Genomic DNA, 16,402 nt, shown 5'->3' on the forward strand with positions numbered 1-16,402 from the left:
CTATCACATTTCCTGAATTCTCCTGAACCCGGCAGCCAGATCTTCAATCAGATCGTCGACATCTTCCAGACCGATATGCAGCCGGATGAGCGTCCCGCTGAAATCCACGCCGCCGGCCGGGCGGATCGATGCCAGTTCTTCCGGCTGATTAGCCAGGATCAGGGATTCAAACCCGCCCCAGGAGTAGGCCATGCTGAAGTGGCTGAAATGATCCAAATAGTGGGCCAATTGTTCCCGACTGAGTTTCTCTTTAAGTACGAAAGAAAACAGGCCGTTACAGCCGCTGAAATCGCGGACGAAGAATTCGTGGCCCTTGCAGCCTGGCAACGCCGGGTGATTGACCGCCACCACTTCCGGGCGCTCCGCCAGCCAGCGGGCAACGCGCAGGCTGTTTTCCTGATGCTGTTGCAGACGCACGCCCAGAGTACGCAGGCCACGGCTGGCCAGATAGGCGCTGTCCGCATCCGCCATCTGCCCCATCAGATAGGACTGCTCCCGGAGCTGATCCCAGCAGCGAGCATTGGCCACTGCGGTACCGATCATGGCGTCGGAATGGCCGACGATATACTTGGTGCCTGACTGGATGGAAATATCCACGCCCAGCTCAAGCGGGCGGAACAAGACACCCGCAGCCCAGGTGTTGTCGATCATGATGACGATATCTGGATTGGCGCGGCGTACTGCGGCGACGATCGCCGGGACATCTTGTACTTCCATGGTGATGGAGCCGGGGGATTCCAGAAAAACCACCCGCGTGTTGGGCTGGATTAGGCTGGCGATATCGCCGCCGATCATCGGGTCGAAAAACGTGGTGGCGATGTTCATTTTCGCCAGCACTTTGTTACAAAAATCCTGAGTAGGTTCATAAGCGGAACCTGTGACCAGCAGATGGTCGCCGGCGGAGACAAAAGCCTGGATCGCGTTGGCGATGGCGGCGGCACCGCAAGGGTAGAGTGCGCATCCTGCGCCGCCTTCCAGTTCAGACATGGCATCCTGCAACGCAAAATGGGTCAACGTACCGCGACGGCCGTAAAACAGCGCACCTTTGGTTCGGTTGATGGCGGCATTCTTTTTGTCCTGAACGGTATCGAAAACCAGAGAAGACGCCCGTTGAATTACTGGGTTGACGGCGCCCTGGGTAACTCTTTTACTGCGTCCGGCGGCCACCAGTCGGGTGGCGATATTTTTACTTGTCATTCGGCATTTACCTGCTGCTAGCGATCCTGGCGACTTACGCGGAGAAATCGGTACGACGTGGGAGTCTCTTACGTTATCACGACTGATGGGACAGGGGGACAATGTTTGCGCGGTCGGTGCGTTTGCCGCGGGATTTAGCATAAGACCTTATAGAATATGCGGTTTAAATGCGCAAATAATAATGAGAACGACTATCAATTAATCCCAGGTTTGGTATCATTTTCATCCGAATATGGCATGAGTTTGGATGATTGGTGGAGGTACAGCGTGTATACGGCTGACAATAAGAGTAATCGGCGGGCGTTATCTGTATTACGGAGCGCCCGTCTTGTATTCCAGGTATGGATTCACCGCCTGCTGACGTTGGTACTGTTTTCTGGCGTGAGCGGCGCGGTGATCGCGGCGCCGGCGCCGCTGGCAGTCAACGGCGTAAGTGCGCCAGGCGCGGGTGAAGACAACCTGATGAGAATGGATCTCTCCGTGATGGGCATGTACCAGCATGCCGATGTGGTAGTAAAAACGGTGATGATCGGTCTGGTGGTGGCCTCGGTGATTACCTGGGCGATTTTCCTGAGTAAAAGCGCCAGCCTGATGAGCGCCAAAAACCGTATTCGCCGTGAACATCTGGCGCTGGAAGATGCCAGTACGCTGGACGACGCCGCAGATATCGCCGCTGTCTTCAAGCCCGGCAGCGTCGCGTTGCAACTGCTGGAAGACGCGCGTAACGAACAGATACTGTCCGCTCGTTCGGACGACAACAACGGTATTAAAGAGCGCACGGCGTTTCGTTTTGAGCGCCGAGTGGCGGCGACGGGGCGCCAGATGGGACGCGGTACCGGTTATCTGGCGACGGTAGGGGCCATCGCACCGTTCATCGGTCTGTTTGGAACCGTCTGGGGCATCATGAACAGCTTCATCGGTATCGCACATACCCAAACCACCAATCTGGCGGTCGTGGCTCCCGGTATCGCCGAAGCATTGCTGGCGACGGCTATCGGGTTGATCGCGGCAATCCCTGCCGTGGTGATCTACAACATTTTCGCCCGCTGGACAGCCAGCTACAAGGCGATCGTCGGTGATGTGGCGGCACAGGTATTGTTACTGCAAAGCCGCGATCTCGACATCGCTGCCAGCGTGGGGAGCCAGATGGCTTCAGCGGCGCAAAAACTGCGGGTAGGTTGAGTCATGGCCATGCATCTCAATGACGGGCAGAGCGAAAACGGCGAAATGCACGATATTAACGTGACGCCGTTTATCGACGTCATGCTGGTGTTGCTGATCATCTTTATGGTGGCCGCGCCGCTGGCGACGGTAGACGTTCGCGTTAATCTGCCTGCCTCCACCGCGAAACCCCAGCCACGGCCGGACAAGCCGGTATATCTGACAGTTAAGGCGGATCGGCAGCTGTATCTGGGCGAGGAGCCGGTGGCGGAAACCGCATTGGCGCAGGCATTGGAAGCCAAAACCCAGGGGAATAAGGAAACCACCATTTTCTTTCAGGCTGATAAGAGCGTCGATTACGAAACCCTAATGCGGGTGATGGATTCACTGCGCGATGCGGGGTATCTCAAAGTCGGCTTGATGGGGGCGGAAAAAGCGCGGTAACGCGCTTTTTTTTCGCCTGCAGGTTAAGCCAGTGAGTCGGGGTGCCGCCAGTGGATGTGGGTAGGGACGTAAATTCGGCTATCAGGCAAGGGACGCTCGTCAACCAGTGCGGTGATCATGTCGAAACTGTTACGCGCCAGCGTTTCGCAGTCCTGCGCGATGGTATCGATCTTCAGCGGCAGGCAGTCGAACAAATAGTGATCGTCGAAACTGCATAGATGCAGGTTGCTGTTCAGTAGATTGTGCTGATTGAGGTAGCGCAGCACGCCTTCCAGCAAACCGCAGGCGGCGGTGAATAATGCTTTAGGCGGCCGGCCCAGTTGGGCGCAGAGCTGGGCGAACATCTCGTAACCGGCGCTGGGGTGATAGCTGCCGTGAATAACCCATTCCGTGCGACATTCGACGCCGGCGCGTTCCAGTCCAAGCTGAAAACCGGCCAGTCGGTCGCGTGTTGGGGATATGCGCGCCTGCCCGCCGATGAAATAAAACTCGTCGCTATGACGACGCGCGATTCTTTCCACCAGCATAGCGGTGGACTCCACCGATTCGGTGATCACCAGGGGTAGGTCGGAATCGCCGATCACTCTGTCGAACTGCACCACCGGCAACTGTTGATTGATCTTCTGGTATTCCGCATCACTGAGCATGCTGGAGGCGACAATCAACCCATCAACCTGACGCTGTATCAAACTATTGACGGCCATCATTTCCTGACTGGCGTTTTCATCGGTACAGGCGATCAGCAACTGGATGCCCGCCTCGCGGCACAGACATTCCAACTCGCGGGAAATGACGGCAAAACCATAGTTGGTCATTTCCGGCACCACCAACCCCAGCGTATTACTACGGCGGGAGCGCAGGGAACGCGCATGAATGCTGGGTTGATAACGCTGCTGCTGGGCAAGAGCGAGCACCCGGTCGCGGGTGTCGTCCGACACACGAAACTCTTTACTACGGCCATTGAGCACCAGACTGGCCGTGGATTTGGAAACGCCCGCCAGCTTGGCGATATCGCTGATAGTGATGCGTTTGGTCTGTTTCACCGCTTGATCTTTCGCTGCCTAAAGAAGGCCGTCATTCTATCACGCATGGGGACAACAACCAGTGCCGGAGCAGGATACTGCCCGACCCCTGGAAGCGGATCGTAGCGTCGCTATCGGGGAAATAACGCGATGACATAACGGCCTGACCGTGATTGATAAAGATTTCCACGCTGGAGCGATCGCACAGGATCTGCAAGTGGTAGAGCGTTGTGCCGCGCCAGTAACGGTGCTCCGGTTCGCCCGTCAGTCGATGACGGCGGCTGAGTGAGAGGCGTTCACCATCCCAGTTCAATGTCATCTGGTCGGCGAAATGCGCCTGGAATTCGCCCTGGATATCGAGCGATAGCTCCGCACTGCCTGCAGGGAGCGCAGGCGCATAACTCGCCGTCCCCTGCCACTGGCATTCGCGCTGGCGTAATCGTTGCAATTCGCGGGCCGGCAATTGGTAGAGCCGACCGTCGCGCAGCGTCAGTTCGCGCGGGCAGGTCATGGTATGGATCCAACCGTGTGCGATCGTCGGTTGTTTAAATTCGTTCTGATCCGGCACGCCCATCCAAGCGAACAGCAACCGGCGCCCATCATCGCTCAATGTCGTTTGCGGCGCATAAAACTCGAAGCCATGGTCTAGCTCATTGAACGCTTGATGGGTGAAGCGTCCTTGTTCACCCTCCAGATGGCCGACGAAATAGCCGGACTGGTAGGTATTCAGATAACGTTCGTCCTCCGCCGCCAGCCCCTGTGGACAACAGATCAGGACGTCCCACCCGTCGAGCGGGAACAGATCCGGGCACTCCCACATGTAGCCGAAATCGCCCAGGCCATTCAGCCGCGAACCGGCGATTTCCCCCAGCAATTGCCATTGGCGCAAATTGTCGGAACGGTACAGCAGAATTTTGCCCTGTAACGTCGAATCCTGTGCGCCCAGCACCATATACCAGCAATTTTGATGTCGCCAGACTTTCGGGTCGCGGACATGGCCGGTATAGCCTTCCGGCAACGTCAACACCGGGCCAAGTTTGTCGAACTCGCCGTCGGCATTTTCCGTCGCGAGGCACTGGTACGCGGTACGTGAGCCGTCGTCGTACTTGACGTTACCGGTATAAATCAATGTCAGTACGCCATTATCCGTCACGGCGGAACCGGAATAACAACCATGGCTTTCATAGCGTTCCACTGGCAACAGCGCCACAGGTTCGTGGCGCCAGTGCACCAGGTCGGCGGAGCTCCAGTGGCCCCAGCATTTGGCGCCGTGGGCGCAGGCTAAAGGATTCCACTGATAAAACAGATGGTAGCGCCCGTTATGCTGGATGAAACCGTTAGGGTCGTTCATCAGGCCCACCAGTGGTGACAGGTGCCACTGGGGACGCCAGGGATCGTAAGTCTGACGGGACTGCCCCGACATCAGGGCTTGCGCCATCCGTTTTAACAGGTGGATTTCCTTCATTATGCGTTGTCCGTTTTGTATTTCAGCAGGAACGACAGGACGAATGCGACGCCGAATGCGATCAGCATGCCGATCAGATAGTTCAGGATAGAACCTGTCTGCACGATTGCCAGCCCTGGAATACCGGTCAGCCCAACGGCCGTCATATTGACGTGGTTGGCGACCACCCAGGCACCGCCCAGCGCACCACCCGCCAGCGCGGCCAGAAACGGTTTGATGAAGCGCAGGTTGATCCCGAAAATCGCCGCTTCGGTAATGCCGAGCAAGCAAGAGAGCGCGGACGGTACGGCAATGGCCCGGATTTTAGCATCTCGGGTTTTGAAGTAGACCGCCAGACAGGCGCCGCCCTGGGCGACGTTAGCCATGGCCCAGATGGGGAGCAGGAAGTTGACGCCAATCGACGGATTGCCCAGCAGCCCGGCCTCAATGGCATGGAAACTGTGGTGTACGCCGGTAATGACGATGGCCGAGTAAAGACCGCCAAATAACAGGCCTGCCAGCCATCCGGCATGGGTAATCAGGGTGTTGAGTACGAGAGAAATACCGTCGCCCAGCATGCGTCCCGCTGGGCCGATCACCAGCATGGCGACGAAGCCTGAAATAATCACGGTCAGGAATGGCGTCACGATGATATCCAGCGCGTTCGGTACCACCCGGCGCAGCCGTTTTTCCACCAAACTCATGAACCAGACGGCCAGCAGCACCGGGAAAACCGTACCCTGGTAGCCGATCATAGCGACATCCAGCCCGAACAGACTCATGGTCTTGAAACCGCCGGCCACGCCCCAGGCGTTAGTGAGCGCTGGGTGAGTCAGGATGCCGCCCAGCGTGGCGCCCAGATAGGGGTTGCCGCCGAACTCGCGCGCGGCGGTAAAGCCGATCAGGATTGGCAGGATGATGAATGCCGCCGAGCTGAACATATCCAGCATCACGAACAGTGCGCTGCCGGCGTCCACCCAGCCGTAGGTTTTGATCATCCCCAACAGTCCCATCAACAGGCCGGAAGCCACGATAGCGGGGATGATGGGCACGAAAATATTGGAGAGCAGGCGGGCCAGTCGCTGTAGCGGATTGAGCTTCTGCGCCGCCAGTGTGGCGGTTTCTGCGGTGCTGGCCTCGCTGATGCCGGCAACCTTGATAAACTCGGCGTAGACCTTGTTCACCAGGCCCGAACCAAAAATAATCTGCATCTGGCCCGCATTCTGGAAGCACCCTTTGACGCCCTCGACGTTTTCAATAGCGGCTTTGTCCGCCATCGTATCGTCCTTCAACACCAGACGTAAACGAGTGGCGCAATGTGCGGCGCTGGCAATGTTTTCTCTTCCACCCAGTAAGGGAAGCAGAGTCGTCGCGGTGGCATGAATATCCATAGCATTCCTCATTGTTGAAACACGTTTGCCGTACCGGCGGAATACCCGGCGTCGGTACGGCAGAGTTGACTATCAGAACCAGGTTTCCATCTGAACGCCGAAGGTCCAGGCCCCGCCGGCTTTGAAGCCGGTGGCGCCGAAGGCATCGTCGCTGGCGTATTTATCCAGGCGTTTATCCCAGTTCATGTAGCTGGCGTAAACGCGCAGCTCTGGTCGGCTTAAGAGGTTGGAGATATCCCCCACCTTGAACGTCGGTGCAAAGGTTAGCTTGTAGAAGTTGCCGCTGACCTGATTGCGCGAGTTGTACCCCCGTGGGTTCAGGTCCATATATTGATAGCTACCTTCATACGCGAGTGCGAAATTTTCTGTGATTTCCTGAATCAGGCGCGCATTAAATGTCACCCAACTGTAGTCGTCTCCCTGTACGTAGCGGTCTTTGCTGCTTTGAGCCAGCACGGCGGGTGCAAAACTCCAGGTACGGTTCAGCGCCGTGGTGCCGTAAGTCGCCAGCCGCCAGGTGTCGGCATCTTTGGTCAGGTTGCCGTCGGCGCCGAGAGACTTCACTTCCGCCCCCAGACCGTGGCCGTACAGCACCGCCACTTTAGCCGTCCCCTCCCGCAGCCCGTAGAAGCTATCGCCGTGCCAGGCTGCCATCGCGTGGTAGCCGTTGTCGCCGGCATGCGTGTTGGTGACGTGGTTGGCGCTGTTAACGCCGCTATTGGTTTTAACGTCGTTATTGCGAGCATTCAGGCCGCTCAGCATGAACTGGAACGGGCCGACGAAGTTGTTGCTGGTGACGATGTAGTTCTGGATCTCGTTGTCCAGAGAGGTGATTTCACCCAGGCTGCGGCCGTACATCGAGACGCTGGTTTTCCAGCCGTCCGTCGGCTTGACGTCATAAATACCGCCGCCGGTACCCGCCAGAAAGATCACGTCGGAGTCAAGCCAGTGAATATCGAAGTTGTCGCGGTCAAAACGTTTGCCCGCCCATAACGTGGTGTCTTTGAACGCGCCGGTAAAGGTAGGCAGCGAACCTAACTCCACAAAGGCTTCGCGCACGTTCAACTGGCTGGTGGTGGCAGTCCAGTCGTTATAGCTGCGTTGCCCGTCCGCCATCATCACCTTGAAGCGCGTGGTGGCGCCGTTGGCCAGTTTGGTGCGGTGCTCCAGTTTCATTTCAAGGTAGGTGTCGTCCTCGTTGCCGAGACGGCCGATATGGCCGCCGGTTTCCCCTGCGGGCGTCATTCCGGGGCCGATATCAGCGTTTGAACTGGTGGTCGAGCTGTGTGCCGCCAGCCCGGAACGGGCATAGCCGTGAAATTCAAACCCATCAGCAAAGCTGCTTTTGCTGGATAGCGATTTTGTTTGCTGCGCCACCTGTTGGGTCTGCTGCTCGGTCTGCGCGGCGCGTTGCGCCACTTGCTGTGTCTGCTGGGCGACTTGCTGGGTGGCGAACTCCACCTGCTGGGTCTTCTGCTCTACCTGTGACGTGCGAGTGGCAAGCTGTCTGGCCTGTTTTTCCGCCGCATCGGCGCGGGCTTCGGCCTGCCTGGCGCGTTGTTCGGCTTGCTGAAGACGTTGTTCCATGGCGTTCAGCCGCGTTTCGATGCTGTCCGACGACGCGGCCATAACGACCGGGGATGCGCATAACGCAAGCCCAATAGCGGCGGCGAGAGAGGTCTGCTTTATCATAATAGGGGGTCTCTTTTAGGTTTGGCTGTCATTGTTTTGCTAAATTGCTAAACCGGTTATGCAAAATGAAGCTAATGGGAGGGCGCGCAGGTTGGCAAGCAATTTTGCGTTCCTGCTGTGGTAACTGTGATCCTGGCGACAAAACCATGACATCCACCGCCGAAAGACGGCGGTGTCAGGGGGATTTTCCCCACCGGGAAATCGAAAAAGAGAGGATGGTCATGTGATGCCCCACCGGCTGTGCCGTCGGTGGGGGTGGTGATTAATATTGTAATAAAATCAGTTTGATGCGTTTTTGGTGTGGATGAGATGTCTGGCGTGCGGCAGCGCGGTCATGGCTCCTTTGGCCGTGGTCGCCAGCGCGCCGCAGCGCTGCGCCTGATCAACCATCGGCCGCCAGTCCATAATGTCAAATGGACTGTCATGCTGCGCCAACGCGGCCAGCATACCGGCGACAAACGCATCGCCTGCGCCGGTGGTGTCTATCGGTATGACGCGCTGGGCTGGAAAATGCTGTAAGTGTCGGCGATTGTGCAGCCATACGCCGTTACCGCCCAGTGTCAGCAGCAGACGCCGTATCGGGTAGCGCGCCATCAGCGCAGCGGTTCCCTGTTGGATATCGCGGGTGCCGCTGAGCAGGTGGAATTCCTCTTCGGACAGTTTCACCACATCCGCTAACCTCAGCGCCTGATCCAGGTTATCTCTCAGCGTCTGGTGGCAAGGCCACAGGTCTTCGCGGATGTTCGGATCGAAACTAACCCAGCCCTGGGTTTCCCGAATACGCTGCATCGCCAGCAATGCGGTACTGCGTGAGGGTTCGCGCGACAGGGCGATGGAGCAGAGGTGCAGCCATTCCCCCGGCTGGAAAACGGGCAAGTCGTCCGGTTGTAGAAACAGGTCGGCGCTGGGCCGCACCATGAAGGTGAAAGTGCGTTCGCCTTGTGCATCCAGACTCACCACCACCGTGGAGGTGCGGTGCTCCGCATCCGGTTGCATATGGCGAACATCCACCTGCTCGCGCGTCAATACGTCGCGCAGGAAATGACCAAATACATCCTCGCCAACGCGGCCGATAAAGCCGCTGTGCCCGCCTAATCGGGCCACGCCTACGGCGACATTGGCAGGGGCGCCACCTGGGCATTTCAGATAGCGATCTTCGCCTTCAGGAATGAGGTCGACCACCGCATCGCCCATGACCCATACTTTATGAGACATAATCACACTCTTCATCGAGGATAGTTAAACTGTTTGCTAACATAGAAGAAACGGTTTAGCTAATCAACTTGTAGATGGGAGAAAGGGGGGGATGAAAAGCGTCTCACCTGCGGAGAAAAAAACGGTAGATTTGGCCCCGTCGCGTTGTAGGCATGCGTATTGCCACCGAATTTAACGGAAATGGGATAAAACAATATTCAGCTTCTTTAATCACTGAATATTATTTTTCAATAATTATTACCGTGGTAAGGATATATACCTCAAATAATTCGAGTTGCAGAAAGACGGCAAGTGAGCGAATCCCGATGCGTTTATTCCGGTAAGTGATTCGGATGAGCGACAAATAGGCATGTGCTTATTTGAACGCGGCTTGCCGCGGCCGAATGGCGAGACCCATTGATGGGCCGAGTTACGCAGACAATACACCGGCAACGTGAATATGACGGTCTATTTATTTTTAAATATTATTTATCGACCAACGAATGCCGCATCGGTGATAAGTCGCTTTTTTATTTATAAAAATTATCTTGTCACTGCTTATTTGTTTCCCATACTTAGTAAATAGTCAGGTGTTTTAGTGATGAGGTCAGCCGATGCCCGAGGCAGTCCGTGTGGAACTGTTATCCGCACCCTATTTTCATTATTGGGGTAAAGCGCAGCCGTCTTCTGAAAATGAAAACGGCGCGGCTTATCATTTATTGCCTTATCACGGTCTGGATGTGGCGGCCTGCGGTTATTGGCTGGTGAAACATAACCGTTTTCATGCCCGCGACCACCTACAGGCGTTGGGGTTGCATGAAGAACACGCCGCATTATGGCTGGCATGGTTTTTGGCCTGGCACGATATCGGTAAATTTGCCCGCGGGTTCCAACGGCTGTACCAAAAACCGGATGCTCCGCTGGTGCAATCAACGGGACAGGTGTCTTCGGCGCGCCATGATTCGTTAGGTCTGTGGTTGTGGCGATATCAACTCTATGACCGCTGGCAGCAGGATGCCGACTGGTTGCCGACGGTTTCCCGCGCCGATAAGTTTCATCATGTGATGGATCTGTGGTTGCGGCTGATGTGCGGCCATCATGGCCAACCGCCGGTGGAAGAGGATAACGGCGCGTTGGCATTTCACCCGGATGACATTCTGGCCGCACAGGCCTATCTCACTGACCTGCGCACGGTGTTTCCTGAATTAACCGCATTTCCCGATACCTTTAGCGATCGACGCTGGCGGGCGTTGCTGCAACAGCGAAGCTGGTCGTTGGCCGGTTGTGTGGTACTGGCGGACTGGGCCGGCTCGTCCCAGGCGGATTTCCCTTATTGCTCACAGCCCATGGCACTGGCGGATTACTGGCGTGAATATGCGTTACCGCAGGCGGAAAACGCGGTGTTGCGCCTGCCCGCCGCCTGCCATGTCGCGCCGTTTCGGAGCATGAACGCGCTATTTCCCTTTATTACTCAGCCAACGCCGTTGCAGCAACAAGCCATATCGGTGGATATCAGCACGCCTGGCCCTCAATTGTTTTTACTGGAAGACGTTACCGGGGCGGGAAAAACTGAGGCCGCATTGGTGTTGACGCACCGATTGCTGAGCGCTGGGTTTGGCGATGGGTTGTACGTCGGTCTGCCGACGATGGCGACCGCCAACGCCATGTACCGGCGGTTGGCGACAGCGTACCGCATGCTGTTTAACGAGCCCGGCTCACCATCACTGATGTTGGCGCATGGCGCGCGCGACATGGTGACGGATTTTCAATTGTCGCTATGGGCGCCGGAACAGACTGGGCCGATGCGGTATGGCCCGGATGAAAACAGCGCCAGCGCGGCGTGCAACCAGTGGTTTGCCGATTCGCGCAAGAAGGCGCTGCTAGCGGATGTCGGCGTCGGTACGCTCGATCAGGCGTTGATGGCGGTGATGCCATTCCGGCACCAGTCGCTGCGCCTGTTGGGGTTGAACGGCAAAATTCTGCTGTTGGATGAAGTCCATGCTTACGACGCCTATACCAGCCGCCTATTGGAAAACCTGCTGGCTTTCCACGCCAGCCAGGGCGGCAGCGCGATCATTCTTACCGCCACGCTGGCGGCATCGCAGCGGGAGCGGCTGGTGCAGGCGTTCTACCGCGGGATACAACAGCCGCCCGGCACGCTGGCGAAACAGGCGGGTTATCCCTGGTTTACTCAAGTGAATGCGCAGGCGTTGCATGAATGGCCGCTGGCAACCCGGGCTGAGGTTTCTCGTACTGTGGTGGTGGACTGGTTATCCCGCAGTGCTGAGGCCATTGCGCTGATCCGCCGATCGGTGGCGGCCGGGCAATGCGTGTGCTGGATCCGCAATACGGTGGACGACGCGATAGCCGCTTGGCGGCAACTGTGTCAGTGCGATGAGATAGCGCCGGATGACGTGCTGCTATTCCACAGCCGGTTTGCGTTTTGCGACCGGCTGGCGATAGAGGATACGGCGATCGAGCGCTTCGGTAAGCACAGCGACGGCAGTGCCCGGCACGGTAAGGTACTGATTGCCACACAGGTGGTGGAACAATCGCTGGATATTGATGTGGATGTGATGATAAGCGATCTCGCGCCGGTGGATTTGCTCATCCAGCGGGCCGGGCGTTTGCAACGTCACATTCGCCGGGCCGACGGTAGTTGTAAGCGGCCAGACGACGCTGCGCCGCAGCAGGATGACCGCTCTGCGCCGGTGTTGTGGGTGCTGGCGCCGGAATGGCAACCGGACGCCGGGCGCGACTGGTTGGGCGCAGAGCTACGCGGTACCGGCGCGGTGTATTCGCATCAGGCGGTGTTATGGCGCACTCAGGCGATATTGCGTGAACGCGGTGCGTTACGCATGCCGGAAGAGGCGCGTTTGCTGATAGACAGTGTGTATGAGCAACGTATTACGGCACCTGCCGCATTAGAAGCGGGGGATTATCAGGCGGAAGGAAAACAGTTAGGCGATCGCACCATCGCGGCGCAATCCTCGTTGACGTTCTCATTGGGATATTGCGCGGCGGCAGCCCAACGAGGCTGGAGCGATGATGCCGAGCTGTTTACTCGCGCCGGTGAAGACTCTCTAGATGTGTATCTGGCCTGGCGCGCCGACCACGATGACGCGCTACCACGGCCCTATGCCGGAGAGGGGGAATTCGGCTGGGAAAAAAGCCGCCTGTCGGTACGCCGGAACTGGTGGCAGCAGCACGAAAAACAGTGGCCGACGCTACAGGGCGAGGCGCGGGAGCGCTTTCGGCAACAACTGCACCGCCCCGGCGCCGAGGTGCTGCTATTGACGCCGGGCGAAGCGGAACCGTTTTATAGCAAGAGGCAGGGGTTAACTCCTGTGGCTGATAATAGCCAGCCAAGATGCTGAAGGGCGGATCAGGTTTGCCCGGCATAAATTTGTCTTTATAAACCATGAGGCTGTTGGCTAACAGCCTCATGGGAATACCACTGTTTTAAAAAGATTTTTTGCTGCTTCGGCAGTTTTTATCCACCGGGAAACATCGGTGCCACTGGCGCGGACTCTGGCCGCGCGGAGGCAGAAAACAATAAATAGGAATCATGACGACCTCACGGATGAGGCCTTACTGAAGAGGTAGGTTCATGTTTTCACTGATTGACACACCCTGGTTACTTGTAGTGGGTGCGGATGGACACCGTACTCGCATTTCTCCACGGCAACTGGCCGATGACCGGATTATCGATCTGGCGTGTCCACGGCCCGATTTTCAGGGCGCCGCCTGGCAACTGCTGATCGGCCTATTGCAAACCGCTTATGCCCCAGCGGATGAGGAAGAGTGGGAGGATATCTGGCGCGATGGGCTGGGCGACGGCTGGATACAGGCACTGGACGGTCTGGCGCCTGCGCTCCAGTTCGGTGCCGACAAGCCGGCGTTTATGCAGGATTTCTCATCGCTGGATGCCGACAACAGCCCGATTGCCGGTTTGTTGATCGACGCGCCGGGCGGCAACACTCTCAAACTCAACAAAGACCACTTCGTCAAACGCGATGCGGTGAGCGCCATCTGCCCGCACTGCGCCGCGCTGGCGCTTTACACATTGCAAACCAATGCGCCGTCGGGCGGCGTCGGCCACCGGGTCGGGGTGCGCGGCGGCGGCCCGATTACCACACTGCTGATGCCTTACGATGCACATACGCCGGTGCCGCTGTGGCGCAAACTGTGGGCTAACGTCACCTCTGACGAGCGAGGCCGCTGCGAAGCCGACGTCTTCCCCTGGCTGGCCGCCACCCGCACCAGCGAAGGTGATAAAGACAAGGTGACGCCGGAAAACGCGCATCGGTTGCAGGCGTTCTGGGGCATGCCGCGCCGTATCGAGCTGGATTTCAGTCACACCGAGTCCGGGCGTTGCGACCTGTGCGGCGATAAATCCGACCATCTGCTGACGCACTACCGCACCAAAAACTACGGCGTACAGTACGAACACTGGCAGCACCCGCTGACGCCGTATCGTCAGTCGAATAAAGACGGCCTGTTGCTGTCGGTAAAAGGCCAGCCGGGCGGATTATCCTACCGCGACTGGCTGGGGCTGGTGATCGGCTCGCAAGACGCGCTTAACCAGACGCTGCCTGCCCAGGCGGTGCGCCTCAATCAGCAGCGTTTGCCGTTGCGTCATAAGGTCGGGCTGTGGTGCTTCGGTTACGACATGGACAACATGAAAGCCCGTTGTTGGTACGAACATCGCGTGCCGGTGTGGAAAGATATCACCCCAGCGGTGCGCGATTACCTGCCGCTGGGCGTGCAGATGGCGCACGACGCCCAGCAACTGCTGCGCCAGTCGGTGAAAGCCGCCTGGTTCAGCCGACCGAAAGACGTGGGCGGCGATTTTAGTGTTATCGATGTGTCGTTCTGGCAGGAAACCGAACAGTTTTTCCGGCAGCTCTATCGTTCTATTGCCGGGGGGAATTGCCCGATTGCGGCGCTTAACGCCTGGCGAAATCAGCTCTATATGTACCTGATCGGTACCTTCGATCGCCTCACGTTCGGCAACCCGGATCAGCAGGGGGATTTGACGCGCGCGGTAGAAGCGCGCAGCGAGATGGTGAAGCTGTTCTATGGCCAGAAATCGATAAAAAAATTGAAGGCATTACAACCACAGGAGGTGTCGGCAAATGGGTAATACCGCAGCAACGCTGGTGATAGACTCACCCGCGGCGAGGGAAATTGGTATCTGGTTCAGTGAATTACAGAACCGATATAACGACAACTACAACGGACGAGCTGAGCGGGCGGCGTTGCGGCGCGCCGCCGCCCCTTATGGCGCGCTCACCTGTCAGGGGTTTATGCGGCTGTCGAATAGGCTGGCCGGGGTGATTGGCAATAAGGAACATCGCCTGTTGGCGGTGGCGATATTTGCCGCCGTGGCGGCCCATGCCGATGGAAACGACGACAAGAAAAGTTTCGCCGCACAACTGGGGCAACCGGTGACTGCGGGCAGTGACCGCCGCTACCTGTCCGAACTGCGTTTTGAACGGCTGTTACGGGCGCAAACACCGGAAGAGTTATGCCGTCTGTTGATTCGAGCAGTCAGGATCCGCGGCCGTGACGGCGTTAATCTGCCGTCGCTGGCGGATGGCATCTTGCTGTGGATGGATGAATGGCAGGCCCGGCAGCACAACCTGGCAATACAACCTAATCCGCTAAAACGCAACGCCGTTCGCTGGGCGTGCGAATACAACCAGAAAACTCAGGAACCGGCGCCGGATTCGCTGCCGCCAGAGCCTGAAGCGGTTAATGGAAACCCATCGGACGATAATAAGGAACCGGTATGACCACCTTTATTCAATTGCATTTTTTGACCGCTTACGCGCCCGCCAACCTCAACCGTGACGATACCGGCCGCCCGAAAACCGCACTGGTCGGCGGGGTAGAACGGTTACGGGTATCCTCCCAAAGCCTGAAGCGCGCCTGGCGCACGTCCGACGTATTTGAAAACGCATTGGGCGAGCATATCGGCAAGCGCACCCGGCGGCTGGGGCGTGAGGTTTATCAGCAACTGATTGATGGTTGCGTAGCAACGAAAATTGCCGAGGAAGCGGCGAAGAAGATTGCTGGGCAGTTCGGCAAGCTGAAGAAAGAAGAGAAAAACAGTTCCGACCCGCTGGAGAAGTTCGACATCGAGCAACTGGCGCACATCAGCGTGCCGGAACGGGCGCATATAGACCAACTGGTGGCGACACTGATTGACGAGCCCCGCGAACCCAACAGCGAAGAGCTGAAGCTGCTGCGCAAAGAGGTCGCGAGCGTCGACATCGCGCTGTTCGGCCGTATGCTGGCTTCCAGCCCGGAGTTCAATGTGGAAGCGGCTTGTCAGGTGGCGCACGCGCTGGGCGTCAGCGCGGTCACGGTGGAGGATGACTTTTTCACCGCGGTTGATGACCTTAACACTGGTGATGACAACAGTGGTTCTGGTCACATGGGTGAGCAGGGGTTTGCCTCGGCGTTGTTTTATCAATACATCTGCATCGACCGGGATCGGTTGCTGGAAAATCTGGGCGGGGACGAGGCGCTGGTACAGCGCACGTTGCGGGCGCTGGGGGAAACCGCGCTCACCGTGTCGCCCACCGGCAAACAGAACAGCTTCGCATCCCGTGCCTATGCCTCTTACGTGCTGGCGGAGCGAGGGTCGGCGCAGCCGCGTGCGCTGTCGGTGGCATTCTTCAAACCGGTGCGCAGCGCTGAACCGCTGGAGACAGCCATCACCGCGCTGAAAAACCAACAGGAGAAGTTCAATCGCGCATATGGTGCCGACGGTATGACCGACTGCGTGATGGATATCGAAGCCGGTGTCGGCAACCTGCCGCAACTGTTGGATTTCATCAGCCAGTGAG

Annotated in this window: 12 protein-coding genes; 6 read left to right on the plus strand and 6 right to left on the minus strand. The window is 57.7% G+C overall.

The features are described 5' to 3' along the window. Positions 1-3: 3 nt before the first annotated feature. Positions 4-1,197, minus strand: a complete 1,194-nt coding sequence (gene metC, locus HEP82_RS12490; RefSeq protein ID WP_192458381.1) for a cystathionine beta-lyase — start codon at positions 1,195-1,197, stop codon at positions 4-6. A 267-nt stretch (positions 1,198-1,464) separates the two neighbouring features. On the opposite strand from metC, the gene exbB reads away from it, so the two are divergent. Together exbB and exbD are read left to right on the plus strand one after the other, a co-directional pair. Then, positions 1,465-2,379: a tol-pal system-associated acyl-CoA thioesterase gene (exbB, locus tag HEP82_RS12495; protein ID WP_192458382.1), complete on the plus strand. Its 915-nt coding sequence runs from the start codon at positions 1,465-1,467 to the stop codon at positions 2,377-2,379. A 3-nt stretch (positions 2,380-2,382) separates the two neighbouring features. Next, entirely contained in the window at positions 2,383-2,802 is a 420-nt protein-coding gene (gene exbD, locus HEP82_RS12500) for a TonB system transport protein ExbD (RefSeq protein WP_015855252.1), read from the plus strand. A gap of 23 nt (positions 2,803-2,825) precedes the next feature. On the opposite strand, the gene HEP82_RS12505 is transcribed toward exbD, so the two are convergent. The 5 genes from HEP82_RS12505 to HEP82_RS12525 all read right to left on the minus strand — a co-directional run bounded on the left by HEP82_RS12505 (position 2,826) and on the right by HEP82_RS12525 (position 9,566). Continuing rightward, positions 2,826-3,845, minus strand: a complete 1,020-nt coding sequence (locus tag HEP82_RS12505) for a substrate-binding domain-containing protein (protein WP_192458383.1) — start codon at positions 3,843-3,845, stop codon at positions 2,826-2,828. A 31-nt stretch (positions 3,846-3,876) separates the two neighbouring features. After that, positions 3,877-5,289, minus strand: a complete 1,413-nt coding sequence (locus tag HEP82_RS12510; RefSeq protein ID WP_192458384.1) for a sucrose-6-phosphate hydrolase — start codon at positions 5,287-5,289, stop codon at positions 3,877-3,879. Then, positions 5,289-6,659 (minus strand): sucrose-specific PTS transporter subunit IIBC, encoded by a 1,371-nt coding sequence (locus HEP82_RS12515; RefSeq protein ID WP_192458385.1) that lies wholly within the window; start codon positions 6,657-6,659, stop codon positions 5,289-5,291. Before HEP82_RS12515 ends, HEP82_RS12510 begins: the two co-directional genes overlap by 1 nt. A gap of 72 nt (positions 6,660-6,731) precedes the next feature. Further along, positions 6,732-8,351 carry a carbohydrate porin gene (locus HEP82_RS12520; RefSeq protein WP_192458386.1) on the minus strand — a complete coding sequence of 540 codons (1,620 nt, stop codon included), beginning with the start codon at positions 8,349-8,351 and terminating at the stop codon, positions 6,732-6,734. Between the two features lie 279 nt (positions 8,352-8,630). Further along, positions 8,631-9,566 carry an aminoimidazole riboside kinase gene (locus tag HEP82_RS12525; protein ID WP_192458387.1) on the minus strand — a complete coding sequence of 312 codons (936 nt, stop codon included), beginning with the start codon at positions 9,564-9,566 and terminating at the stop codon, positions 8,631-8,633. A 593-nt stretch (positions 9,567-10,159) separates the two neighbouring features. On the opposite strand from HEP82_RS12525, the gene cas3 reads away from it, so the two are divergent. The 4 genes from cas3 (at position 10,160) to cas7e (ending at position 16,401) form a co-directional block, all read left to right on the plus strand. After that, on the plus strand, positions 10,160-12,922 hold the full coding sequence (gene cas3 / locus HEP82_RS12530; protein WP_192458388.1) for a CRISPR-associated helicase Cas3': 2,763 nt from the start codon (positions 10,160-10,162) through the stop codon (positions 12,920-12,922). Positions 12,923-13,155: 233 nt separating this feature from the next. Further along, a complete protein-coding gene (gene casA / locus HEP82_RS12535) occupies positions 13,156-14,691 on the plus strand; it encodes a type I-E CRISPR-associated protein Cse1/CasA (protein WP_192458389.1) in 1,536 nt (511 codons plus the stop codon). After that, entirely contained in the window at positions 14,684-15,343 is a 660-nt protein-coding gene (gene casB, locus HEP82_RS12540) for a type I-E CRISPR-associated protein Cse2/CasB (RefSeq protein ID WP_192458390.1), read from the plus strand. Before casA ends, casB begins: the two co-directional genes overlap by 8 nt. Continuing rightward, complete coding sequence (gene cas7e, locus HEP82_RS12545; RefSeq protein WP_192458391.1) at positions 15,340-16,401, plus strand: type I-E CRISPR-associated protein Cas7/Cse4/CasC; 1,062 nt, start codon at positions 15,340-15,342, stop codon at positions 16,399-16,401. Before casB ends, cas7e begins: the two co-directional genes overlap by 4 nt. Position 16,402: the final 1 nt, after the last annotated feature.

The organism is Musicola keenii (genome assembly GCF_014855505.1).
GTDB classification, from domain to species: Bacteria; Pseudomonadota; Gammaproteobacteria; order Enterobacterales; family Enterobacteriaceae; genus Musicola; species Musicola paradisiaca.